Source organism: Thermodesulfomicrobium sp. WS (assembly GCF_027925145.1).
Taxonomy (GTDB): domain Bacteria; phylum Desulfobacterota; class Desulfovibrionia; order Desulfovibrionales; family Desulfomicrobiaceae; genus Thermodesulfomicrobium.
In genome coordinates this window covers 1,287,145-1,311,880 of sequence record NZ_AP027130.1, presented here as the reverse complement: position 1 = coordinate 1,311,880, position 24,736 = coordinate 1,287,145, and the positions used below count along the sequence as shown (strand labels likewise).

19 protein-coding genes and 3 tRNA genes are annotated in these 24,736 nt (G+C 65.0%); 10 read left to right on the top strand and 12 right to left on the bottom strand.

From position 1 onward, the window contains the following. Positions 1-5 precede the first annotated feature (5 nt). From priA to ftsH, 7 genes are all read right to left on the bottom strand, one after another. Positions 6-2,306 carry a primosomal protein N' gene (priA, locus tag QMF81_RS06350; RefSeq protein WP_281749893.1) on the bottom strand — a complete coding sequence of 767 codons (2,301 nt, stop codon included), beginning with the start codon at positions 2,304-2,306 and terminating at the stop codon, positions 6-8. A gap of 33 nt (positions 2,307-2,339) precedes the next feature. Further along, positions 2,340-3,212: a UTP--glucose-1-phosphate uridylyltransferase GalU gene (galU, locus tag QMF81_RS06345; protein ID WP_281749891.1), complete on the bottom strand. Its 873-nt coding sequence runs from the start codon at positions 3,210-3,212 to the stop codon at positions 2,340-2,342. Between the two features lie 67 nt (positions 3,213-3,279). Continuing rightward, complete coding sequence (glmM, locus tag QMF81_RS06340) at positions 3,280-4,638, bottom strand: phosphoglucosamine mutase (RefSeq protein ID WP_281749890.1); 1,359 nt, start codon at positions 4,636-4,638, stop codon at positions 3,280-3,282. Further along, positions 4,635-5,540 (bottom strand): CdaR family protein, encoded by a 906-nt coding sequence (locus QMF81_RS06335; RefSeq protein ID WP_281749889.1) that lies wholly within the window; start codon positions 5,538-5,540, stop codon positions 4,635-4,637. The genes glmM and QMF81_RS06335 overlap by 4 nt, the downstream gene beginning before the upstream one ends. Further along, on the bottom strand, positions 5,537-6,298 hold the full coding sequence (cdaA, locus tag QMF81_RS06330) for a diadenylate cyclase CdaA (protein WP_281749888.1): 762 nt from the start codon (positions 6,296-6,298) through the stop codon (positions 5,537-5,539). The genes QMF81_RS06335 and cdaA overlap by 4 nt, the downstream gene beginning before the upstream one ends. Next, entirely contained in the window at positions 6,295-7,140 is an 846-nt protein-coding gene (gene folP / locus QMF81_RS06325; protein ID WP_281749887.1) for a dihydropteroate synthase, read from the bottom strand. Before folP ends, cdaA begins: the two co-directional genes overlap by 4 nt. Beyond that, on the bottom strand, positions 7,141-8,985 hold the full coding sequence (gene ftsH, locus QMF81_RS06320; protein ID WP_281749886.1) for an ATP-dependent zinc metalloprotease FtsH: 1,845 nt from the start codon (positions 8,983-8,985) through the stop codon (positions 7,141-7,143). 159 nt (positions 8,986-9,144) lie between these two features. Between ftsH and QMF81_RS06315 the strand changes: the two genes are divergently transcribed. Further along, positions 9,145-9,239 (top strand) — tRNA-Sec (locus QMF81_RS06315). A gap of 200 nt (positions 9,240-9,439) precedes the next feature. On the opposite strand, the gene QMF81_RS06310 is transcribed toward QMF81_RS06315, so the two are convergent. Beyond that, positions 9,440-11,533, bottom strand: coding sequence for an HD domain-containing phosphohydrolase (locus QMF81_RS06310; RefSeq protein WP_281749884.1), 2,094 nt, complete (start codon positions 11,531-11,533; stop codon positions 9,440-9,442). A 355-nt stretch (positions 11,534-11,888) separates the two neighbouring features. Then, positions 11,889-12,839, bottom strand: coding sequence for a radical SAM protein (locus QMF81_RS06305; protein ID WP_281749883.1), 951 nt, complete (start codon positions 12,837-12,839; stop codon positions 11,889-11,891). A gap of 474 nt (positions 12,840-13,313) precedes the next feature. On the opposite strand from QMF81_RS06305, the gene ftsY reads away from it, so the two are divergent. Further along, entirely contained in the window at positions 13,314-14,951 is a 1,638-nt protein-coding gene (ftsY, locus tag QMF81_RS06300) for a signal recognition particle-docking protein FtsY (protein ID WP_281749881.1), read from the top strand. A gap of 9 nt (positions 14,952-14,960) precedes the next feature. Continuing rightward, positions 14,961-15,554, top strand: a complete 594-nt coding sequence (locus QMF81_RS06295; protein ID WP_281749880.1) for a MarC family protein — start codon at positions 14,961-14,963, stop codon at positions 15,552-15,554. Here the strand turns inward: QMF81_RS06295 and QMF81_RS06290 are convergent. After that, on the bottom strand, positions 15,535-16,566 hold the full coding sequence (locus QMF81_RS06290; protein WP_281749878.1) for an amidohydrolase family protein: 1,032 nt from the start codon (positions 16,564-16,566) through the stop codon (positions 15,535-15,537). The two genes, QMF81_RS06295 and QMF81_RS06290, sit on opposite strands and share 20 nt — an antisense overlap. 159 nt (positions 16,567-16,725) lie before the next feature. On the opposite strand from QMF81_RS06290, the gene QMF81_RS06285 reads away from it, so the two are divergent. The 4 genes from QMF81_RS06285 to QMF81_RS06270 all read left to right on the top strand — a co-directional run bounded on the left by QMF81_RS06285 (position 16,726) and on the right by QMF81_RS06270 (position 21,355). Then, positions 16,726-16,920 carry a hypothetical protein gene (locus QMF81_RS06285; protein WP_281749877.1) on the top strand — a complete coding sequence of 65 codons (195 nt, stop codon included), beginning with the start codon at positions 16,726-16,728 and terminating at the stop codon, positions 16,918-16,920. After that, positions 16,917-17,165, top strand: coding sequence for a FeoA family protein (locus tag QMF81_RS06280; protein ID WP_281749876.1), 249 nt, complete (start codon positions 16,917-16,919; stop codon positions 17,163-17,165). Before QMF81_RS06285 ends, QMF81_RS06280 begins: the two co-directional genes overlap by 4 nt. Further along, a complete protein-coding gene (feoB, locus tag QMF81_RS06275) occupies positions 17,162-19,309 on the top strand; it encodes a ferrous iron transport protein B (RefSeq protein ID WP_281749875.1) in 2,148 nt (715 codons plus the stop codon). Before QMF81_RS06280 ends, feoB begins: the two co-directional genes overlap by 4 nt. Positions 19,310-19,546: 237 nt before the next feature. Next, positions 19,547-21,355, top strand: coding sequence for an MFS transporter (locus QMF81_RS06270; protein ID WP_281749874.1), 1,809 nt, complete (start codon positions 19,547-19,549; stop codon positions 21,353-21,355). A gap of 126 nt (positions 21,356-21,481) precedes the next feature. Here QMF81_RS06270 and QMF81_RS06265 read toward each other — a convergent pair. Continuing rightward, positions 21,482-21,571: transfer RNA gene (locus QMF81_RS06265), tRNA-Ser, on the bottom strand. Between the two features lie 9 nt (positions 21,572-21,580). Further along, positions 21,581-21,676, bottom strand: a tRNA-Ser gene (locus QMF81_RS06260). Positions 21,677-21,841: 165 nt separating this feature from the next. Here QMF81_RS06260 and QMF81_RS06255 point away from each other — a divergent pair. Genes QMF81_RS06255 through QMF81_RS06245 form a run of 3 tightly spaced genes read left to right on the top strand, consistent with a single transcriptional unit; the run spans position 21,842 to position 24,722 of the window. Further along, a complete protein-coding gene (locus QMF81_RS06255; RefSeq protein ID WP_281749873.1) occupies positions 21,842-23,137 on the top strand; it encodes a homoserine dehydrogenase in 1,296 nt (431 codons plus the stop codon). After that, positions 23,134-24,321, top strand: coding sequence for a cofactor-independent phosphoglycerate mutase (locus tag QMF81_RS06250; RefSeq protein ID WP_281749872.1), 1,188 nt, complete (start codon positions 23,134-23,136; stop codon positions 24,319-24,321). Before QMF81_RS06255 ends, QMF81_RS06250 begins: the two co-directional genes overlap by 4 nt. Continuing rightward, positions 24,318-24,722 (top strand): thioesterase family protein, encoded by a 405-nt coding sequence (locus QMF81_RS06245; protein ID WP_281749871.1) that lies wholly within the window; start codon positions 24,318-24,320, stop codon positions 24,720-24,722. The genes QMF81_RS06250 and QMF81_RS06245 overlap by 4 nt, the downstream gene beginning before the upstream one ends. Positions 24,723-24,736: the final 14 nt, after the last annotated feature.

Below are 24,736 nucleotides of genomic sequence, written 5' to 3'. Positions count from 1 at the left end.
TCCTTTTAAAGCATGTCCACGGGGTCGAAATCCACGGACATGCGGATGTGCTTTTCTCGGCGCGCCTGCGCCATACCCGCCTGGCATACGGCACGCAACCGCGGCCAGTCGTCGCCCTTGAGCAGGCAATGGAAACGTTTTCTGCCGCGCAGCATGGCCAAGGGTGCCGGGGCCGGGCCCAGGACGGTCACCTGATGGCGCCGGGCCTCCTCGCGCAAGACCGCGCCCACCCTCCCCACCAGGGCCACGTCCCCGCCCTCGGCAGGGATGGACAGACGCACCAAGGCCAGCTTCACGAAAGGCGGGTACCCCATGGCCCGGCGCATGGCCAACTCGGAGCGGCACATGCCCTCGAAGTCCGCATGGGCCACGAAGCCCCAGCACGGATGCTCGGGATTGCGGGTCTGCACAAAGACCTGTCCCGGCACTTCCCCGCGGCCTGCGCGGCCAGCCACCTGCACCAGCATCTGGAATGAACGCTCCACGGCGCGAAAATCCGGCACATTGAGCCCCAAATCCCCGTCCACCACCACGACCAGCGAGACGCCCGGGAAGTGGTGGCCTTTGCAGAGCATCTGGGTCCCCACCAGCACCTGGGTTTTCCCCTGGGAGAACGCTTCCAAGGTCTCCTGAATGCGCTCGGGCCGGCGGCCGGTGTCCCGGTCCAGACGCGCCACCGCCACTTCCGGAGGAAGTTCGCGGCGCAGCCATTCTTCCAGCCGCTCCGTGCCTTCACCTAAGGGATCGAAGTCCCCGCCCCGGCACGTGGGACACAAGAGCGGAAACTCCAGGTGAAACCCGCAGTAGTGGCAGAGCAAAATCTCCCGGGACTTGTGCCAGGTGAGCGAGATGCGGCATTGCGGGCAGCGCACCGGCTCCGCGCACCCGCGGCACACGAGAATGGGCGCATATCCCCGGCGGTTGTGGAGGATGACCACCTGCTCGCCCCGCTCGAGGGCCGCATCCACGGCAGCGCGCACCTGCGGGGCGAAGACGGCGTCCCCATGGGGCCGCATGTCCACCAAGTCCACCCGGGGTACCGGCTGGGCGTTGGCGCGCTGGGAAAGCCGCACCAGGTGGATCCGCCCTTCCTGGGCCGCGTGGTAGACTTTGATATCCGGTGTGGCGGAGCCCAAGAGCAAAAGGCCATCGGTGGCGGCAATGCGCGCATGGGCCACTTCCTTGGCCTGGTACCCCAGGCCCTCGTCCTGCTTGAAGGAGGCGTCGTGCTCTTCATCGAGCACGATGAGCCGGGGGCGCACGGGCAAAAACAAGGCCGAACGCGTACCCACCACCACCGCCGGTCCGGTAAGGGAGCGCGCCTCCACAAAAAGACGCGCCCGCTGCGCTGGGGACAAATATCCGTGATATACCAGCACGGGTGCATGGGGAAAAACGGCCTGCACCTCGCCGGCGAGCTTCAAGGCCAGGGCCACTTCCGGCGCCAGGACCATGGCCTGGCCGCCCTCCGCGAGCGTCTGCTCCACCAAACGCAGGTAGACCGCGGTCTTGCCGCTGCCCGTGACTCCAAAGAGCAGCGCCGTGGCCGCCGCAGGACGGCGCAAAAGCGCGCCAAGCTCCGCCACTGCGCGTCGCTGCTCCTCATTGAGTGTCACCGGCTCCCTTACCGCACTCGGCAGCTGCTGCAAAACGTCCTCTTGGAGCAGCCGCACCAGGCCCCGCTCCACCAAGGTGGGCAGCGCGGCCACGCATTCCGGCCCCAATGCCTGCCGCAGACGTTCCCGAGTACACGGCCCATGGAGATCCAAATACCGCAGAACGGCCCGCTGCCGCTCGGCCCGGGGGCGGATGGGCCATGGGGGCGGGCTTACCAGCTCCACCACGAGCTTTGCCGCCTGCACCGGGACGTCCACGACCAGCCTCCCTGCAGCCAAGGCAAGGGCCGCCCGGGTGGCCGTCTCGGCATCCAAGAGACGCTGCGGGGCAAAAGCAGCGCCATCCCAACGCAACCGCGGCACCTGACGCAACGGCGCGGGAAGGAGCCGTGCAAGCACCTCGCCTGGAGTCTGGATCTGGCGCACGGCCAAGGCCTCCACCATCTGCAGGTAGGCGGCGTCCAGCAAAGGCTCCCGGTCCAAGGGAAGAAGCACCGAACGCAGCGCCCCAGGGGGCGTTTCTGCCTCCAAGGCCGCAAGCACCCCCACCACCAAGCGCCGGCCCAAAGGGATGAGCACCCGCATTCCCCGCTGCCAGAGATGCCCGGGAAAATACGGCGGCAATGCGTAGGTGTAGCGGGCGTACGGTGCCGCCAGCACATCAACGGAACATACGGCACAAGAGGACATCGATGGAAGGGGCGGAAAGACCCGCCCCGGAGCTTAGCGCACCGGCGGCAGAAAGTCCCGCAGCCGGGCGGAGAGGTCGTCGTGGAGTTCGTCGTCCTGAAGGGCGAAGTAGATATTGGCCGCCAGGTAATCCACCCAATCGCCGATATCGAAGCGCTGGCCGTAGAGTTTCACCGCCAACAGGCGGTTCTGGCGCGCCAACCCCGCCAGGGCGTCGGTGAGCTGGATCTCACCGCTGGCATCCGGGCTTGCGGCCTCCAGGTGGGAAAACACCTCGGGCGTCAGCACGTAACGCCCCACGATGGCCAGACGCGAAGGCGCGGTATCGGCAGAAGGTTTTTCGAGTACCCCGCGGATGCGGTACAGGCCCGGGGCGTATTCCTCGGCATCGATGATACCGTACCGGGAGACCTTGTCCCGCGGCACCTCCATGACCCCCACCACAGGCATGTGCTCGTTGTGGAAGACATCGAGGAGTTGATGGATGCCTGGGTCGCGATGGAACATGAGGTCATCGCCCACCATGACGGCAAAGGGCTCGTCTTTGATGACCTCCCGGGCACAGGCCACCGCATGCCCCAACCCGCGCTGCTCTTTTTGGCGCACCACGATGACGTTGGCCATCTCCGCCACCCGCCGTACCTCTTCCAGGAGCGCGGTCTTGCCGGTGCGCTCCAGGTACTGCTCCAAAGAGAGGTTGTGGTCGAAGTGGTCCTCGATGATACGTTTGTTCTGCTGGTTGACGAACACCACATCCGAGAGGCCCGAGGCAATGGCCTCCTCGACGATGTATTGAATGGCAGGTTTGCGAAATACCGGCAAAATTTCCTTGGGAAGATTCTTGGTCGCCGGCAGGGACCGGGTCCCCCACCCCGCCACGGGAATGACTACCTTGCGCACTTGCATGGATCGCTCCTTAGCATAACAACATCGGTCGTGGCGCACGCACACGCCGGTTTCCTCGGAATCGCCATTACCGCTCCCCAAGACCGGCGTCCACTGCCGCGCAGAGCTCCTGACACCAATGCTCCACCACAGCCGGATCATCGGCCTCCACCATCACCCGCAGCAGCGGCTCGGTCCCGGAGTAGCGCAAAAGCACGCGGCCGCGGCCGCGCAACGCCTCCTCGGCCGCAGTCATCGCCGCCACCACCTGGGGGACCTCCGGAAACGGGAGTTTTCGCGCCACCGGCACGTTCACCAATTTCTGAGGAAACGGCGCAAGCAGGCGGGCCATCTCCGAAAGCGGGCGCTCCCGGGCCACCATGATGCGCACCAGCTGCAACGCGGCCAGCAGCCCATCGCCGGTGGTGGCGTGGCGCAAAAAGATGATGTGCCCGGACTGCTCGCCGCCGAGCACAAACCCGCCACGGCGCATGGCCTCTACCACGTAGCGGTCGCCCACCTGGGTGCGTATGAGCTGCGCCCCCAATCCTTGGAGAAACACCTCCAAGGCCATATTGCTCATGACCGTGGCCACCACGGTATTGCCCGCAAGTTCCCCAAGGCGCAGCATCTCGTCGGCACAGATGGCCAAGATCTGATCGCCGTCGAGCACCACTCCCTGCTCGTCCACCACGATGAGCCGGTCGGCGTCGCCGTCCAGGGCCAAGCCCAAATCCGCCTTGTGCGCGCGCACCGCCTGCACCATGTGTTCCGGGTGCAGGGAGCCGCAGCCCTGGTTGATATTGACGCCGTTGGGCTCCACGCCCAAGGGGATCACCGTGGCGCCGAGCTCTTCCAGCACCAATGGTGCCACCCGGTAGGCCGCACCGTTGGCGCAGTCGAGCACAATGCGCAGGCCATCCAAGGTCATGCCGGCAGGCAAGGAGTTTTTGAGGTGCACGATGTAGCGGCCGGGACTGTCCTCGATCTTCCGCGCCCGGCCCACCTCGTCATGGGCAGGGGTCTTCCAGGCATGATGCCGGTCGAGGACCATGGCGGACAAAACGTCTTCCACCTCGTCAGGGAGTTTGAAGCCGTCTTTGTCGAAAAACTTGATGCCATTATCCTGGTAGGGGTTGTGCGATGCCGAGATCACTATGCCGAGGTCCGCACGCATGTTGCGGGTCAAAAAGCTGATGGCCGGGGTCGGCAGCGGTCCCACGAGATAGACATCCATCCCTGCGGCGCACAGGCCCGAAGTCAGCGCTGTCTCGAACACATACCCCGAAAGCCGGGTATCCTTGCCGATGACCACGCGGTGGCGCTTTTTGCCATTGCGAAAATACTCGCCCGCAGCCAGGCCCAATCGCACCACCAATTCCGGCTGCATGGGATACTCATTGACCCGACCACGGATGCCGTCGGTGCCAAAAAGTCGTTGGGTCATGGATTCTCCTCTTTGACGATGACTTTCACGGTCTCGGGCCGCAGCTCCAGGACGCGCACGTCTTCCGGGGCGTCCAACACCGGCGTCACCGCGTGCTCGCCGACAGCGAGCCCTGCACCCGGGTCCACACGCAGATGAAGCTTGTCACGCCACTCCTTATCCCGCAACAGCGCCACCGGCACCTCCAAACGGGCCCGGACGGTTCGCGGATCTATCGTAAAGGCATAGTTTTGGGGCACGGGTTCCACGGAAAACTTGATCCATACTTCCTGACTGATGGGGGCAAACTGCAAGGTGTAGGCCACGGACCCCACTTCGGCCCGAACCCCCGCAGGCAGCACCAAACGCACCCGGCCCGATACCAGACGCCCGTCCCCAGGGTCCACGGTGACCGCCTCGGTGCGCACGGCCTTCAGGTTTTTCAAGGCGCTCGCCAGGCCGGTCACGATCACCTTCTCCGGATCCACCGTGGCGTTGACCACCCGCATATCCGGTCCAGGCTCGCCGCTCCAATCAAGGCGCACCGGGACTTCTTTATGTTCCTGCACATCGGCCTCAAACTCCAGACGCGAAGGGTTGAACTCCACGATCTCCACCGCAGAGGTGAGCGGCATGTTTTCCGGCAAAAGCGGCACGATGTTTTTCCCAGGCCGCACCGTGGAGAGATCGATCTTGTAGGCAAGCCGGGCATCTCCCAAGGCGCGCACCTGGTTGCTCGTGCCCCGCACCCGGGCCTGCACCTTGGAAGGGAACCCAGAGAGCACCTCCATGCGCGGCGGCAGGTTGACGAACTCCACAGCCACATCGAGCCAGGTCTCCACCTTTTCCTGGCCCGAGACCAAGTACCAGCAAAAAATGGCCATCACCAAGGCCAAAAAGCGGTATATCCAATCGCGCATCATCGCCGCATCGCCGCCGAGAGGACCTTTTTCAAGCGTACCTCGTTGAGACTACTGGTAATCCGCCCGCCCACCGCCAAAGAAATGGTCCCGCGCTCTTCCGAGACCACCAAAGCCACGGCATCGGTCTCTTCCGTGACCCCAATGGCCGCCCGATGCCGCGTGCCCAGCGTGGCCTCGTGCTTGAGACCAGTGGCCAAGGGAAGAATGCAGGCCGCCATTTCGATGCGACCTCCCCGCACCAGCACCGCGCCGTCATGCAGCGGCGTGTCCGGATGAAAAATGGTCAGGAGCAAGTCCCGGCTCAGTCGCCCGCCGATCTCCACCCCTCCGGACACCACATCCCCCAGCGGAATGTTGCGCTCCAGGATGACCAAGGCACCGATGCGCTTTTTCGCCATGGCCACCAAGGCCAGGATGAGCTCGTCCATGCAGCTCTCTTCCATGGCCTCGCGCCGAAAAATGGTGGTCGCCCCCATGACGGCCAAGGCCTTGCGGATATCCCGGCGAAACAAGATGATGACCACCAAAAAAAGCGAACCGAGAAAGTTACCCAGCAGCCAATGCAGCGTATAGAGCCCCAGCTTGCCGGCGGCGAAATACAAGGCCACCACGAGGACAAGGCCGTAGACCACGCTCACGGCCCGGGTCCCCTTGATCATGAGGATCAGGCGGAAAAAGATGTACCCAACGATGAGGATATCCAGGATATCCCGCCAGGTGACCTGCAGATTGCCAATGGCAAAGCTCCAGCTGGTCACCGATCGCCTCCCAAAGCGGCGGCCACCATGAGGGCGTCGCGGCACGGCCCCACGTCATGGACGCGGTGGAAGGCAATGCCCCGCAACCCGAGCACTGCGGTGGCGGCGATGGTGGCGGGCAGGCGCTCGCCCACCTCCCGACCAAGGAGCCCCTTCCACAAGGACTTGTGCGAAATACCGATGTATAGGGGCCGGCCCAAGGCGGCGAAACGGTCCACCGCGCGCAGCAGGGCCAGGTTGTGCTCCAGAGTCTTGCCAAAACCGATGCCCGGATCGAGGACGATACGGTCCTCGGGGAGAAAACGGGTAAGCACCGCCAACTTCGCCTCGAAGAAGCGCAATACCTCCTCCACCACATCCTCGTAGTGCGGGGCCACCTGCATGGTTTGCGGTGTGCCTTGGGCATGCATGAGCACGTATCCGGGCTGATACTGGGCAAGGACATCCGCCAGCGCCGGATCCATGCCCATGGCCGAGACATCGTTGATGGCCACGGCCCCGGCTTCCAATGCCTGCCGGGCCACTTCCGCCTTCACCGTGTCCACGGCCACGGGGATTGCCGGCGCAGCTGCCGCCAGAGCGCGCACCACGGGCACCACCCGGGAAAGCTCCTCGTGCACAGGTACGGGGTCGGCAAACGGACGGGTACTCTCCCCGCCCACATCGAGCATGGCCGCGCCCTGGCCAGCCAAGGTCAGCCCATGGGATACCGCAGCCTCGGTACCCCAATGCCTGCCGCCGTCATAAAAGGAATCCGGGGTGACGTTGACGATCCCCACCACGGCAAAGGGCCGGGCGGGCAAGCGCCAGCCGCCCCTGAGGACCCATACGGATGCAGTCACCTACGCATCTCCCGAAGTGTCGTCGTCTTCCAAGGCGAACTCCGCCGCCTGCGGAAGTTCTTTGCCGCGCATGATGAGGTCCACCTCCTGGCCGGTGAGAGTCTCCCGCTCCACCAAGGCTTGGGCCAAGGCTTCGAGCACCGCGCGCTGTTCCTCCAGGATGCGCTTCGCCGTGCCATAGGCCTCGGAGAGGATGCGGCGCACTTCCTGATCGATGAGGCGGGCGGTCTCTTCGCTGTAGTCCTTGATGTGGGTGATGTCCCGGCCGAGGAAAACCTGTTCGTCCTTCTTGCCCAAGGCCATGGGGCCGAACTCGTCGCTCATGCCCCATTCGCAGACCATGCGCTTGGCAAGGGCCGTAGCCCGCTCGATGTCATTGCCCGCCCCGGTGGTGATGGTGGCACACACCAGCTCTTCCGCGGCCCGGCCGCCAAAGAGCACCGCCAGGTTGTTTTGGAGGTAGGTTTTGGAATAGGTGTGCCGATCTTCGCCAGGAAGCTGCATGGTCACGCCCAGAGCGCGGCCGCGGGGAATGATGGTGACCTTGTGCACCGGATCCGTGCCCGGCAGGCTCTTGGCCACCAGGGTATGGCCGGCTTCGTGATACGCGGTGGTGCGTTTTTCCTCTTCGGAAAGGATCATAGAGCGCCGTTCCTTGCCCATGAGTACCTTGTCCTTGGCCTCTTCGAAGTTGTGCATGGCCACCTTGTCCTGGCCGAGCTTGGCCGCGTGCAGGGCCGCCTCGTTGACGAGGTTCTCCAGATCCGCGCCGGAAAAGCCTGGAGTGCCGCGGGCCAAGGTCTCCAAGTCCACATCCGGGGCCAGCGGAGTTCGTCTGGTATGCACCTGCAGGATCTTGATGCGGCCGCCCAAATCGGGATTGGGCACCACTACCTGGCGGTCGAAGCGGCCTGGTCGCAACAGCGCCGGGTCAAGGACGTCCGGCCGGTTGGTGGCCGCAATGAGGATGACGCCCTCGTTGGATTCAAAGCCGTCCATCTCCACCAAGAGGGCGTTCAAGGTCTGCTCGCGCTCATCGTGGCCGCCGCCAAGCCCTGCGCCGCGCTGGCGCCCCACAGCGTCGATTTCATCAATGAAGATGAGGCACGGCGCATTTTTCTTCCCCTGCACAAAGAGATCCCGCACCCGCGCGGCACCCACGCCCACGAACATCTCCACGAAATCCGAACCGGAGATGGAGAAAAACGGCACCCCGGCCTCCCCGGCCACGGCCCGGGCAAGGAGCGTCTTGCCGGTACCCGGAGAACCCACCAGCAGCACGCCCTTGGGGATGCGGCCGCCCAGGCGGGTGAATTTTTTGGGATCTTTCAGAAAATCAACAATTTCCTGAAGCTCTTCCTTGGCCTCGTCCACTCCGGCCACATCGGCAAAGGTCACCTTGGTATCTTCTTGGGTGATCATCCGTGCCCGCGAGCGGCCAAAGGACATGGCCTTGCCTCCGCCGCCTTGCATCTGGCGCATGAAAAAGATCCACACCCCGATCAAAAGCAGCATAGGGAACCAGGATACGAGTACCGTCACATACCACGGCGCCTCCTCCTGGGGCTCGGCCTTTACCTGGACTCCCGCACCCACCAGGGTTTCCACCAGCTTGGGATCATCAGGGGCGTAGGTGGAAAACTTGCCTTCGCTGGTGAGCATCCCTGTGATCTTGGGCCCCTGAATGCGCACGCTCATGACTTCTCCTGCCCGGACTTTGGCAAGGAATTCGGTATAGGTGAGTTCATTGACCGGCGCAGGCGCCTGCTGGAACATATTGAAGAGCACCACCATCACCAGGCAGATAATGGCCCACAGAGCAAGATTCTTGGAAAAACTGTTCAAACTGCTGCTCCTTGCAAAAAATCACAACCACATTCGAAAAAGGCATCAAGGACCACCAAGGGGCTATCTTTATGTGCGCCCCCAAGAAAGACAAGGGGCAAAAACCACGTTGGCGCCCCTTGATTTCCCCCGATGGCATCGGTAGTGCCGGCCGCACGCGGAAGTGCGTTCGTCCCGGTGGGCGGCCCGGTCTTCAAAACCGGTGGAAGGCTGACGAGGTCTTCGGTAGGTTCGACTCCTATGCACTTCCGCCATCTTTTTGGGCATGGCAGCGGCCTGCGCGTCTTTCATGAGCGCGCATGGATCTCCGGCACAGCCCCGCACCTCCGGCTTGGTGCAGCGCACACCCCGCGGAGGCACGCGCATCCCCTTGCCGGAAAACGCAAAGGGGGCTCTTTGGGGCATGGGCGCAAGGCCTACGGCCAGGATACGTCCATTTCCCAAGGTCCCCCGATTACGATGCGTGCTGCTCGCTCGCCTCATCGGGGTAGCGGGCGCGGATGGCCTCGATGGTCTCGAAGATTTCCTCGAAGCAGGAAACGACCTCCGGATCGAAGTGGGTACCGGCGTCTTTACGGATGGTCGCCACCGCATCTTCCGGACTCCAGGCCTCTTTATAGCACCGCCGGGAGCACAAGGCGTCGTACACATCGGCAACAGCCACCAAGCGCGCCACCAGCGGAATGGCCTCTCCTGCCAGGGGCGGGTCCTCCGAGCCGGTGTAGCCGGTGCCATCCCACTTCTGGTGATGATGCAGGATCACGTCGCGCACCAGCTCATCCATATCCCAGGAGCCGTCGGCAAAGAGGCTGGCGCCAAGCACGCAGTGGGAACGCATGATCTTGAGTTCCTCGTCGTTTAACCGTCCCGGCTTTTTCAAGACCGCGTCCGGGATCCCCACCTTGCCCACATCGTGGAGCATGGCCGCCATGCGGATCTTGCCCTTGGTGTAGCGCAATTCATCGGGATCCACGCCACGGCGCTCGGCCCAGCGGTGGTAGATCTCTGCGGCGTACGCCCCGACCCGCTGCACGTGCGCCCCGGTTTCCCGTGGATCGCGCAGCTCCGCCATCTTGAGCATGCGCAACAGCAAGGCCTGGGTCATGAGCCCGCGCTCCAAGGCCGCGCCTGCCTGGGCCGCGAGGAGATTCACCCGCATCTGCATGTCGGTAGTAAACGGCCGGGGTTTTCCGTCCTCCATACTGTTGATGAGCTGCATGACCCCAAGGATGCGGCCTTTTTGGCCGAAGATGGGCACCGTGAGGGTCGATACCGTGCGATATCCCGTCTTGCGGTCAAAAGCGTCGTTGAAACGGTACGGCTCGCTCGCAGGGATATGGTACATATCCGGGATGTTGACGGCTTTGCCCGTCGAGGCCACGTGTCCGGCCACCGAGGATGAATCCAAGGGGAGCACGGCATTGACATAGACGTATTTGCTCGCTGCAGACCCAGGGAACAGGGTGTCGTTCTGGGTGTAGGCAAAAGAGAGTCCCCCGCTTTCCGCGAGAAAAATCGTGCCGGCGTCGGCGCTGGTAATACGCCGGCCTTCCAAGAGAATACGGTCCAACAGCGCGCCCATGTCCGCGTAGCGGCTGAGCTCCTGGGTGAGGCTATTGAGCCAGGCAAGCACCCCCTGGGCGGTGTTTTCCATGGCAAAAGGCTGGCACTTTTGCGGCACCGGTTCGTGGCGCACCTCCACGGCGCCCGTTTCCCAGCGACCGATGCGCATGCCTTCCGCGGCCATGCGGATGTCCACGGCAAGGTCCGCAAAACGCCGGCGCACCAAGTCTTCCAGGGCTTCCACGTCTTCGTCGCTGCGCGCCGGGTCGTGGTGACTCAACAGCAAGGTGTGCACCCCGGCGCGGGCTGCACGCTGCGGCCAGGCGTCCATGGCCGAATGCCCCCAGCCCTGCCGCACGGCGTACTCGTCCTCGGTGTACTGGGCGTCCACCAGGGCCACGGTGGCGCCTTCGAGAAAGCGCTCCACCCCGCGGGAGAGGGCGTCCGTGGCATTGGGCCGCCATTCGTGATCCCCGGTAAAGACAAACCGCCACCCATCGTGGGTGATGGCATAGGCCACGTTGCCGCCCGGGTGCACCGTAGGACAGGTGCTCACCTGGGCCGAGCCCACGGAAAACGACTCCCCGGGTTCGAATTCGTGGATCGTGATCCGGGCCGGCAGGCTCTCGAACTTCACCGGAAAGTAGCGGCGGTCCATGATCCCGGAGAGCACCGCCTGAATGCCGCTGCCGCCGATGGTGCGCGGGGCATGGATGTGAAGCTCGGTGTGCGGGGAGAAGATGGGCGCGAACATGGGAAAGCCCAGAAGATGGTCCCAATGGGCGTGGGTGAAGCACAAATGCAGCCGCACCGGGCCTGCAGTCATGATCTCTTCGCCCAAGGCGCGGATGCCCGAGCCGGCATCGATGACCAAAAGCTCCTCATCCAAACGCACCTCCACACAGGTGGTATTGCCGCCGTAGCGCTGCGTGGTGACCGATGCCACCGGAATGGAGCCGCGCACCCCGCGCACCAATACTTCCATACTGCCTCCCAGGATTCAGAAAAGGGTTCCCATCTCCTATCGAGGAGACGGACTTGGGGTCAATGGAAAAGCGCCCAGGTGCTCCCGGACAATGCGGTTGCCTCCTGGAGGGAGGCAATGAACACGTCACCCCATGAAGACTTGGAGGGGGCCATACTCATGGCGATGCAGGACGCGCGACGAATTTTGGTAAGCGCGCGGCCTGCGGCGGCAGAGGTCACGGTTCGGGAGGGGAATGCAACATAGACCACAGGCGGAAGCCCGTCACCCCGCCGCGACAGAGGTCACGGTTCGGGAGGGGAATGCAATCCTTGGCCGAAACGCCCCCAAGCGGCCAGCGGATTGCGGGAGTGGATCATTCGTCCCTGGACAACCAGCGTATGATCCGGGCCAGGTTAGGGCCGCCGTCGAGCCTCAACAGGCCTGCATCCTCTGCCGCTTGCAGCGCCGCACGGTGCTCCTGCGCGCAAACCGGCCTGTCCAGGGGCGGATGGGAAAAGGCCTCGCCACAGGGGTGGTACTGGCCCATGACGTTGACATAGGTGGCAGGCGAGATCTCCTGGGCGATGAACTCCATAATCCTGCGGCTCTCTGCCTCCCCGCCGGGCATCACTAGGTGGCGGATCAGCAGACCGCGCGCCGCAGTACCATCCTCTGTGACCTTCAGGTCCCCCACTTGGCGGTGCATCTCCCGGATGGCCTCCCGGGCCCGTTCGGGGTAGTCGGGCGCTGCGAGATACTTCCTGCTCGATTCCGCGGACCAAAACTTGAAATCCGGCATGTAGACGTCCACCACCCCTCTTAAGAGGTGCAACGTGGCGAGGGAGTCGTAGCCGCTCGAGTTGTACACCAAGGGAAGGTCAAGCCCTTGGCCCGCGGCGATCACCAACGCTTCCAGAATCTGCGGAACCACGTGGGAGGGGGTGACGAGGTTGATGTTGTGGCACCCCTGCTGCTTGAGGCGGAGCATCATCGCGGCAAGCTCGCGGGCCGAGCTCTCGACCCCTTCGCCCAAGTGACTCAATGCATAGTTCTGGCAAAAGATGCACCCGAGGTTGCAGAAACTGAAAAAAATCGTCCCGGAGCCACCGCGGCCCACCAGTACCGATTCCTCGCCGAAGTGAGGGCCATAGCTCGCCACCACCGCTTGCGCACCGGTCCGGCAGAATCCTTTCCTGCCTGCGAGCCTGTCCACCCCGCACTCCCTGGGGCACAGGGAACAGCGCCTCAGCCTTGCCCGGGCCTCCTGGGCCCTTTGGGCAAGCACCCCCGTTTCCAAGAGATCCACGTAGCCGGGTCGATCCATGATGCCCTCCTCCCCTTGTCTGGCCATGAGCATCAAAAACGGGTTTTCTCCTAGGGACGCCGGACGGCTCTTCACGTCTTTTGGGTCTCGGAGCCCGACCCAGGAACCACTGCGCCGGAGTTCCGGGTGCAGTCGCTGCCTACCCCGGCGGTTCCGCCATGACAACACGCGGGGCGATCTTGATGTTACCGGACGATCCTCGTGCTGGTTCCTGAGGAAATGCGCCGCCGCAGGCACCGCCAATGCAGCAGGGCATACGGCCCACGCAGGGCATCGCGGGAATCGAGCATGCCCACGGCTCCACAAGTGCGACGCGCAGGCGACGGACCCTTCCGTGGCCCAGACGCCCCCTGGCCGCTTCGTCCTGCCGCCGGCTGGACATCGCGCGGGCCCTGAGGCACCATAGACGGCCGAGACGGCGGCAACGCACGCGCCGCGTGAAGGTTTTTCATTCCAGCTCTCAAGGAAGTTGCCATGGGCTTTTTCTCGCGCATCAAAAAACTCTGGGGTGGAGGCGAAAGCGCATCGCCCACACCTTCTGCTCCGCAAACTCCCGCGCCGCAGCCAGAACCGACGCATCCTGCCGCTGAGGCGGCCACCCACCCGGCACCAACGCCAGGACCCGCCGCACCGCCAAGGCCCGCTCAGGAGCACCAACCCTCTGCCGCACCGAGCAAGCGGGACACGCCCGAAGCCCCGATTGCGGCCGACGCGCCTGCCGCGCCGCAGCCCGCCCCCGAGGCGGCTTCCAAGCCCAAGGCGCCAGCGGCCACCACCCCCCGGCCCTCGCTGTGGCAGCGCCTGTGGGGGCAGACGCCCCAAGACGCCCCTTCCCGGGACACGGCCGCGCCAGCCGCCCCCAAGGCCCCGGACGCAGCTCCTGCGCGGGATTTTCAGGAAAAGCCCACCATCCCGGCCTGGCAAGCGGAGCTCACCCGCGCCCTGCGGGACGCCGAACCCCGGCTCTCGGTTTGGATGGAGCATATCCTGGCCGGGGTCACGGCGCGTGGCCCGGAACTCTGGGCACGCCTGCGCTTTCTCTTCTCCCAGCTCGACGCCCCGGAAGGCGAGGCCGAGGACTTCATCCACCGCTTCGACACCTGGCTTTCGGACATGGGCTACGAGGCCGTGGGGGACTTCCGCTCGGAGCTCCAGTACCGCCTGGCCCTGGCCCTGGATTTGGAGGACGAAGAAGACGAGCGCAGCCGCCTGCTCCTCAAGCTCTCCCAGAGCCTGGCCAAGACCCGCAGCCAGCTCACCGCCCGCATCGAAAACCTCCTTGCCCGCACCAGCGGCTACGACGCCGCCTTTTGGGAGGAATTGGAAGAAATCCTCTTGGTAGCGGACGTGGGGGTGACCGCCACCACCAAGCTCCTGGATCGGCTCAAAAAACGCGTGCGCCAGGAAGGCGGGGCTGCGCCGGAAAACTTCAAGTCGCTCTTGAAGGAAGAGATCCGTGCGGTCTTCCCGCCTGTCCCCGCCCCTGTGGAGGCACGCCCGGAAGTGGTGCTCTTGGTGGGCGTCAACGGTGCCGGCAAGACCACCACCATCGCCAAGCTGGCGCACCGCGCCCAGATGCAGGGCCGGCGCGTACTGGTGGCTGCGGGCGACACCTTCCGGGCCGCGGCCATCGAGCAGTTGGAGGTCTGGGCCCGGCGCGTGGGCGCCGGGTTCCATGCCAAGCAGCACGGCGCCGACCCTGCGGCCGTGGCCTTCGAGGCCGTGGAGCGGGCGCAGGCCGAAGGCTACGACTTGGTGCTGGTGGATACCGCCGGCCGGCTGCAGACCAAGCACAATCTCATGGAAGAGCTGGCCAAGATCGCCCGCGTGCTGGGCAAAAAACTCCCCGGCGCGCCCCACCGCACCGCCCTGGTCCTCGACGCCACCACCGGACAAAACGCCCTGTCCCAGGCCCGGCTCTTCTCCCAGGCCGCGCCGGTGACGGAGATCATCCTCACCAAGCTCGACGGCACGGCCAAGGGCGGCGTCATCGTGGGCGTGGCCCTGGAGTTCGGCATCCCCATCAGCTTCGTGGGCCTGGGCGAGAAGATGGAAGACCTGCGCCCCTTCCTGGCGGAAGAGTTCGCCGCGGCGCTTCTGGGAGAACAATAAGGCTTGCCAATGCTCAACCTCTACATCAACCTCACCATGCAGCTCTTCTTTTTGCTCACCCCGTTTTTCGTGCTGAGCGTCTTTCTGTCGCTTACCGAAGGCATGGACCAGACCTGCCAGCGCCGGGTGGCGCTGCGCACCACCCTGGCCGTGGCCATCATCGGCACGGTGCTCTACTGGGCAGGGAATCCGATTTTCAGCACCCTGGGCATCACCCTGGATGGCTTTCGCATCGGCGCCGGGAGCCTGCTTTTTCTCTCCAGCGTCTCCCTGGTGACCCAAGCCCGCTCCAGCGCCCAAAACACGGAGAAAAGCGACATCGCGGTCGTGCCCCTGGCCATCCCCATCACCGTGGGGCCGGCCACCATCGGCACCCTGCTCGTGCTTGGGGCCGAACTCTCCGGGGCCGTCCAGCGCCTCACCGGCGCCGCGGCCCTGCTTTCCGCCTGCGCCGGGGTGGGCATCATCCTCGCCTCCGCCCGCTTCATCGCCCGGGTGCTCGGCCCCATGGGCCTTTCCATCATGACCAAGATCACCGGCCTGGTGCTCGCCGCCATGGCCGCGCAAATCGTCTTCACCGGCGTCAAAAACTTCCTCGGTTGAAAAGCGCCGCAAACCACGGCGGCACCACGGCCACTGCAGCAGGGACGCCAGGGGCCAAGCGTCCCATGCCCAAGGCCTGGCCGGTGACCAGGGCGAGCGCCTCCGCCAAGCAGAGCTCCGGGGCAAGGTGCTCCTTGAGGAAGGCCGCCTCCTGCCACACATCGAGGTCCGGGGCAGAGGCAAGGGAATCGGTCCCGAGCACCACAGGCAAGCCGGAGCGCCGCAAAAGCCGCCAAGGGGCCTGTCCCACCCCCAAGGCCGCATTGGAGCGCGGGCACAGGCACACCACAGTCCGACGCCGGGCGAGCAAGGCCACGTCCGCCTCCCCGAGATGCACGCCGTGCACGAGCAGCGTGCCCGCATCGAGCACTCCCAGGGCATCCAAGGCGGCCACCACCGAGGACGCACGCGCCAAGACGCCATCCGGACCAAGGCCAAAGCGCTCGCGCGCCAGACCGAGCTCATCCTCGCGTTCGGCCGCGTGCAGGGAAAACAGTCGGCCATGGGCCCGGCACCATGCCTTGGCCCCGGCAAGGACGATGGGCGCCGTGGCATAGACGCTATGGGCCGCCGGGGCCACCCATCCATGAGCAAGTTCCACGGCCGGCACCCAGGTGCGGGGAATTCGGGATGTCAAACTTTCGCACAACAGCCCATACTCCCAAACACCGGCGGTTTCCCACACGGCCGCCATGGGCCGCACCATGCGCGTGGCCACGTCGAGCACCAAGCGGTGTCCGGCAAGATCCATGGCACTCACGGCCGTGCGCACGCGCGCTTCGTCCCAGAAATCCGGCCGCGCCACGGCCGTGGCCCACGCCGTAAAGCCGCGGTCCAGAGGCACCCGGCCCGCCAAGGCCGAAAGCTCCCCGTGCATATGGGCATTGACCACCCCTGGGACCACCACGCCGTCCACATCCCACGCTGCCGGGCCGTAGCCATTTCGCAAGTGCCGCCACGGCCCCACGGCCACCACCTGGCCGTCACGAGCGGCCAGGGCTGCGTCCTCCATCCACGCATCACCGGTCCATAGCCGCCGCGCCCGCAGCAGACCGCTCCACCCTGGGGGGGGAGAAGAAAAATTTGTTTTGGCTAATTTTATTTCTTGACGAAGCAAGACCAACTCCATAGAAAGTTAGTCATACAAAACATGACCACGGAGGTAGTTTTCATGGATTGGCAACTTATTGGAGTGATGCTCATCGTTATCCTCGCTGCGGGTGCCGTCGTACGCGCCTTCACCCGGCGGCATACCGGCTGCGCGTCGTGCGCCTCCTCCACGTCCTCGGCATGCGCCCAGGGCTCGTGCTGCTGCGCCACCCCAAAGACACCATCCAGCCTCAACGCTCTGGAGGACCACCGATGAGCAGCATGGGCTTGCGCCACTTGCGCGTCAACCAAAAAGCGATCATCGAGCGCGTCTGCGCCGAAGGTGAGCTTGGCCGGCGCATCCGGGACATGGGCCTCGTCCCGGGCACCGAGATCTGCGTCATCGGCCGCGCCCCGCTCGAGGACCCTGTGGCCCTGCGGCTTCGCGGCGCAACGCTCACCCTTCGCAACAATGAGGCAGACCACATCTTGGTGAAGACCTTGGAGGAATCCCCGGCATGAACGCAACCATCGCCCTCATGGGCAACCCCAATTCTGGGAAATCCACGCTCTTCAACCTGCTCACCGGCTCGCGGCAGCACGTCGGTAACTACCCGGGCATTACCGTGGAAAAACACGAAGGCGTGCTGCGCCTCGGGGACACCGACGTGGCCGTGGTGGATCTTCCCGGCACCTATTCCCTCACCGCCTACACCGCCGACGAGTTAGTAGCGCGCAACTTTCTCGTGGACGAGCGGCCGGATCTGGTGGTCATCGTGGTGGATGCCACCAACTTGGAGCGCTCCCTCTACCTGGTGACCCAGGTCATGGAGATGGCCATGCCCGTGGTGCTCGTCCTCAACATGATGGACGAGGTGCGCGCCAAGGGCATTGGCATCGACATCCCGGCCCTGTCGCGCACCCTGGGGGTGCCGGTGGTGGGCATGAGCGCGCGGCGCGGCGAAGGCAAGGAAGAACTCCTGGCCACACTGCGCGAAAACCTCGCCCATCCCCCCACGCCTGCCCCGCTTTTCATCTCCTACGGCCCGGACCTCGACGAAACCTTGCGGCACATGGAAGCGCGCATCGCGGCTTCCGGCCTTGGCGAGCAGCGCATCCCGCCGCGCTGGCTCGCCATCAAATACCTGGAAAACGACGCCCACATCCTGTCCTTGGGCGCCAAGCACCCGGATCTGCACGCCCAGCTCACCCAGATGGTGGCGACACTCACGGAGCACACGCAAAAGACCCTGGGCACGGACCCCGAAGCCTTGGTGGCCGACTACCGCTACGGCTACATCGCCTCGGCCCTGCGCGATATCCTCACCTGGCCGGTAGAGAGCCGCTACGACTTCTCGGACAAGTTGGACAAGGTGCTCACCGGCAAGTTCACCGGCCCGGCCATCATGCTGGCCATCATTTATGCCATGTTCCACGCCACCTTCACCCTGGGGGAAGTCCCCATGGGCTGGATGGAGGCGCTCTTTGGCTGGCTTGGAGACACCTTCCGCCAGATCCTCCCCGAGGGCCTGCTGGCATCCCTCGTGGTCTCGGGCGTCATCGACGGCGCAGGCGGGGTGCTGAGCTTCGTGCCCCTCATCCTCATCATGTTCTTCTTCCTCGCCTTCCTCGAGGACAGCGGCTACATGGCCCGCATGGCCTACATGCTCGACCGCGTATTCCGCACCTTTGGCCTGCACGGCTGCTCGGTGGTGCCGTTTATCGTCTCCGGCGGCATCCCCGGCGGCTGCGCCGTGCCTGGGGTCATGGCCGCCCGCACCCTGCGCAGCCCCAAAGAAAAGATCGCCACCGTGCTCACCGCCCCCTTCTTTGCCTGCGGGGCCAAGGTGCCGGTCTTTCTCCTCCTGGCCGCGGCCTTCTTTCCTGGATCGGGCGGCACGGTGCTCTTTTGGATCACCCTTGCGGCCTGGGCCATGGCCCTGCTGGCCGCCCGGCTCCTGCGCTCCACCATCATCCGCGGGACTTCCACCCCCTTTGTCATGGAGCTGCCCCCGTACCGCATGCCTACCCTGCGCGGCATGCTCATGCACACCTGGGAGCGGGTCTGGCAGTACGTCAAGAAGGCCGGCACCGTGATCCTCGCCATCTCCATCCTGGTGTGGGCGGCCATGACCTTCCCGGGATTGCCGGCCGACCGCACGGCCCATTGGCAGGACGAACGGCAGGCGGCCATGGATCGCCCCTGGGACAGCCCGGAAGCGCAAGAAGCCGCCCTGGCCGCCATCGACGCCGCCGAACGCCAAGACGCCCTGCGCCACTCCCTGGCCGGCCGCCTGGGCACCGCCTTGGAACCCATCTCCCGCTGGGCGGGATTTGACTGGCGCACCAACATCGCCCTCATCGGCGGAGTGGCCGCCAAGGAGGTCATCGTCGCCACCCTGGGCACCGCCTACTCCCTCGGCGAAATAGACCCCGAAGACGCTGCCCCCCTGGCCGAGCGTCTGGCCGCCGACCCCACCTGGAACCGCTGGGTGGCGCTGAGCCTCATGGCCTTTGTGCTCCTCTATGCCCCGTGCTTTGTCACGGTCACGGTCATCGGCCGGGAGATCGGCTGGGGATGGGCCGCCTTTTCCGTGGCCTTCAACACCACCCTGGCCTTTACCGTCGCCGCCCTCATCTACCAACTCGGAAGCAGGCTCGCATAACCCAAGCCGTGCGCCCAGCAGCGCAAACATGCGGCCCTTGGGGCCTCCAGGGCCGCATGTTCCCAAAACCATCTGTGGGGCTGTGCACCTCCTTTGACGGTGCTAGTGGTTGCCTGCCCCGCCCATCAATGCTGCGCACCGGGAAAACTCTGCACCCAAACGCGCACGCTCAACGCCCACCAAAAGATACCACCAAGAGATTTGCCTTCGGCCCCCTGCTCCACTAGAGGCGCATCCATGCATCCCCCGCAATCGCCCACTCCCTTGCGCCTGTGGCGCTCCCCAGGATTTTTCCCCTACCTGGCGGTGGTGGTCATCAACGCCATGCTGGATTTGGGACACAAGATCCTCATTCAGAACACCGTGTTCAAGACTACCAGCGGCGCCTTGCAAATGGGGCTGACCGCCCTGGTCAACGCCTGTATCCTTGTACCTTTTATCGTCTTTTTTGTACCAGCGGGACGAATGGCGGACAAGTATCCCAAGTACCGGGTGATTCAAGCCACCATTGCCGCATCCATTCCCGTAGCCATGTCCATCTGGTGGAGCTACCGCAACGGCATGTTCTTCCTGGCTTTTGCCCTCACCTTGGTTTTGGCCACGCAATCTGCATTCTATTCGCCAGCAAAATATGGAATCATCCGCGAGATGTACGCAGAAGAATATCTCACTGCCGCCAATGCGGCGGTGCAGGCCGTGACCATCGTGGCCATCCTCTTGGGGAGTGTCGCCTTTTCCGTGCTCTTTGAGGCATGGATCGGCACCGCCACGCAGGCGGGCCATATTCTCACCGCCATCAGCCCTGCCGGAATCCTGCTTGTGGCTGGGGCCGTGGCCCAAACGATCCTGGCCACGCGCCTTCCTGCCACCCAAAACCCCGGCGCAGGGCAAACACCCGCGCTTGCTCAGGTGCTGCGCGGTGTCCGCAGCCATCCTGCCCTGTGGGGGCCCATGGCGGGCCTTGCCTTGTTTTGGGCCGTCAATCAGGTGCTTTTCGCTGCCTTCGGCGCCCACCTCAAGGAGGCCGCTGGCGTCACCTCCACCGTGGTGGCGCAAGGGCTTTTGGCCATCGGCGGGGTGGGCATCGTGCTGGGTTCCGCGCTTACGGCGCGGGTGTGCCGTACGCGTCTGGAACTTGGGCTCGCCGCCTTAGGGGCCTTGGGCATGGCGGTATGTCTGGGGCTCCTTCCCTGGCTCACCGCTGTCCCTGTCTTGGGCCTTGTGCTCGTCCTGTACGGCACCTGTGCCGGCCTCTTCATCGTGCCTCTCAATACCCTCATCCAGCTGCGCGCCCCAGCCTCCCAGTTGGGCATCGTCCTGGCGGCCGCCAATTTTCTTCAAAACGCGGCCATGCTCGGTTTTCTCGTCCTCACCATAGGGGCCGCGGCCCTGCACATGCCGCCGAAACCCATGCTCCTGGTATTGGCAGTGATCCTTGCCGTCATGGCGGCCGCAAGCCTCGCGGCCTTGCGCTTCGAGACCGCGAGGCTCTTCCTGCGCGCACTCCTCGGGCTTTTCTACCGCCTGCGCTGTGAGGGAATTGCACACCTCCCCGCCACCGGCCCCGTACTTGTCGCCGCCAATCACGTGAGCTGGATCGACTGGGCCGTGCTCTTGGCGGTGCTGCCCCGGCCGGTACGCTTCGTCATCTATAGCGCCTATGCCGAGCACCCCCTGCTGCGGCCGATACTGCGGGCATTTGGCGTCATCCCTGTGGATAGCCGCCGGGCCGCCGGCGCCATCCGCGCCATGCGCACGGCTCTGCTTGATGGTGGGGCGGTGGCCATCTTTCCAGAAGGCGGCATTGCCCGCACCCCGGAGCTCGCCCCCTTTCAGCGCGGCCTGGAGCTCGCCTGCCGCGGCACCCAAGCCGTCATCGTGCCCGTGGCCCTCATGGGCCTGTGGGGATCCCTGTGGTCCCGCTGTCGCCCCTGGCGGTGGCAGTGGCGCCGCACCATCACCGTGCGCCTGGGCGCCCCGCTTCCAGCCGCCACCAGCGCCCATCACGTGCGCGAGGCCGTGGCGGCGTTGCGTAGCGAAGACTAAAGCAACGCTGCGATGCAACGCAGCCGGAAGATCTTTGGGAATGCAGACGCCCGCAAGCAGAGGCGCCAAAATGGTAACGCCCCCAAGATGGGGGCGTTTTGGCTCATTTTCAGAAATGAAGTTCTATGGCGGAGGGTTAGGGATTCGAACCCCAGATGCCCGTGAAGGCATGCCGGTTTTCAAGACCGGTGCAATCAACCACTCTGCCAACCCTCCACGTGGTGTTGGCGGAGAGGGAGGGATTTGAACCCTCGATAGAGGTTTACGCCCCTATACTCGCTTAGCAGGCGAGCGCCTTCGTCCTCACTCGGCCACCTCTCCATGCGTTGAGAAGCCGATCTCTAGTCAAAAGGCCTTCGTGCCGTCAACCGAAATCTCGCCCACGGGCTGCCCAAAATTCCCGCTGACCGCGTTTTGACAGCGCTTCGGCCTCCCGGTACAGGGCCCGAAAATCGTGTGGCCGCAAGGCCGGATGAGGAGGAACGCGTGGAACCATCGGTCATCCATTTGGGGCTGGCTGGGCTTGGCACTGTGGGATCAGGGCTGGTGCGCATCATCGAAGAAAACGGCGATTGGATCGCCCGGCGTCTGGGCAGGCGCCTGCAGGTCAAGGCCATCCTGGTGCGGGACATGGACAAGCCGCGGCCCATCACGCCGTCCCCGTCCACCCATCTGACCACCAATCCTGCGGACCTCTACACCGACCCGGACATCGACATCGTGGTGGAACTCACCGGCGGCATCGACTTTCCCCGCCGCCTCATCACCGAGGCCCTCCAGCACGGCAAATCCGTGGTCACGGCCAACAAGGCCCTGCTCGCCGAACACGGCCCGGAGCTCTTCGAGCTGGCCGCCTCGCGAGGACTCGGGCTCTATTACGAGGCCAGCGTGGCCGGCGGCATTCCGGTCATCCAGACCCTCAAAGAAAGTCTCGCCGGTAACCGCATCAAAGACATCACGGGAATCCTCAACGGCACGGCCAATTTCATCTTGAGCGAAATGACCCAGCACGGCGAAGACTTCGCCACCGCACTGGCAAAGGCCCAAGAAAAGGGATACGCCGAGGCCGACCCCACTTTGGATGTGGACGGCTGGGACGCGGCCCACAAACTGGTGATCCTCATCCGCCTGGCCACGGGCCAGGACGTGCCGCTGCCCGCACTGGTGGTGCAAGGGATCCGCAACGTCACGGCCCAAGACATCGCCCTGGCCCGGGAGTTCGGCTACCGCGTGAAACTCGTGGCCCAGATGCGCGACAAGTCCGGCCGCATCCAGGCCGGAGTCTACCCGGCCCTGCTCCCGGAAGACCACATCCTGGCCAAGGTGGACGGCCCGTTCAACGCCATCCTCCTGGAAGGCAACGCCGTGGGGCCCATCATGCTCTACGGTCAAGGCGCCGGGGACCTGCCCACAGGCAGCGCCGTGCTGGCGGACATCCTGGCCCTTGCCCGCTCAGGCAGCTGCCCCAACAACACCGGCTTTCTGGAGACCCGCCTGCCCCAAGCCCAGATCCTGGCCCCGGAGCTCACCGTCTTTCGCCACTATTTCCGCTTCACGGTGGTGGACAAACCCGGCGTGGTGGCGGCCATTGCCGGGGTCATGGGCGAATCCAACATCAGCATCGCCCAGATGGTGCAGCGCGGCGCCAACGCGGACAGCAGCGTGCCCATCGTCTTTTTCACCCACAGCGCCCAAATGCGTGACGTGGAGCGGGCGCTTTCCACCATCGCTGCCTTCAGCTTCGTGGTGGCCAAACCCGTACATTACCGGATTCTTGCATGAAATTCGTCTATCTCATCGCCGATGGCATGAGCGGCTGGCCCGGAGAAATGGCCGGCGGCCGCACTACCCTGGAAGCGGCCCACACCCCCACCCTGGATGCCCTCGCCCGCACCGCCTTGACCGGTCAGTGCCGCACCGTGCCCCAAGGCATGCCTCCGGGCTCGGATGTGGCCAACATGGCCCTGTTGGGCTTCGACCCCAAGCGCTACCACACCGGTCGCGGCCCCATCGAGGCTGCGGCCCAGGGGCTCACGCTGGACGCCGACGACCTGGTGTGGCGCATGAACCTGGTCACGGTGTCCGCCTACGCCCCAGAGGGCCGCATGGAAGACTACAGCGCCGGGCACATCGACACCGCCACGGCAGCGGCCCTGATCGAGCGCCTGCGGCAAAGTCTCCCGGACGGCCTGGAGATCTTCTGCGGGGTGCAATACCGACATCTCCTGGTGGAACGAAACGCGGGCCACGGCCCTTCCGCCCGCATCCACGTGCGGCCGCCCCACGATATCCTGGGGGAAAGCATCGGCCCGGATTTGGACGCCCTGGCCGCGGCCCCTGCGCTCGCCAGCTTTGCCCGCAACGCCCATAGCCTCCTGAGTCATGGCAACCCTTCCCGGGCCAACGCCATCTGGCCCTGGGGGCAAGGCCGACCCCTCCAGCTTCCCGCCTTCGAGGCCAGCTTCGGCCTGCGCGGGGCGGTGATCTCCGCCGTGGACCTGGTGCGAGGCCTGGGACGGGCGGCGGGCATGGAGGTACTGGAAGTGCCGGGGGCCACGGGCCTCATCGACACCAATTACGAAGGCAAGGTGGCGGCGGCCCTGGAATTCTTGCAGCGCGGCGATTTCGCCTACCTGCACGTGGAGGCCCCGGACGAGTGCGGTCACATGGGGGACGCTGCGCTCAAGACCGAAGCCATCGCCCGTTTCGACGCCCGCATCGTGGCCCCCATGCTGGAGGGCCTGCGCGCCCTGGGCGAACCTTTCGTCCTGGTGGTCACCAGTGATCACGCCACGCCGGTGGCCGAGCGCACCCACGTGGCTGACCCGGTGCCCTTCCTGGTGTACCAGAGCGAGCATGCCACCTGCGGCCCGGAAGTGTTCACCGAAGCCTCCACCCGCAGCGGGGCGCAAATCGCCTCGGGCCCGGAACTCTTGCAGCTCGTCCTTGCCCGGGGGCGCGGATGAACGTCTGGCTTGCCCACCGCGTCTCCTACGGCGAGACCGACGCCATGGGCGTCATGTACTACGCCGAGTATTTGCACCTCTTCGAGCGCGGCCGAAGCGAGTGGATCCGGGCCTGCGGGCACAGCTACGCCGCCATCGAGGCCCAGGGCATCTATCTGCCGGTGCGCGAGGCACAATGCCGCTACCGCGCCCCAGCGCGCTATGACGAGCTCATCTGGCTGGAAACCTGGCTGGACGCCCAAGGCCGCGCCAGCCTCACCTTCGCCTACCGCCTCATGGACGAAACCAAGACCCGGCTCCTCGCCCACGGGAGCACCCAGCACGCGGTGGTGGACAGCCGCGGCAAGCCCGTGGCCATCCCGCACTGGCTCCGAGAGCTCCTCTCCCCTTCCTGCCAATGACACGCGGGGCGCCC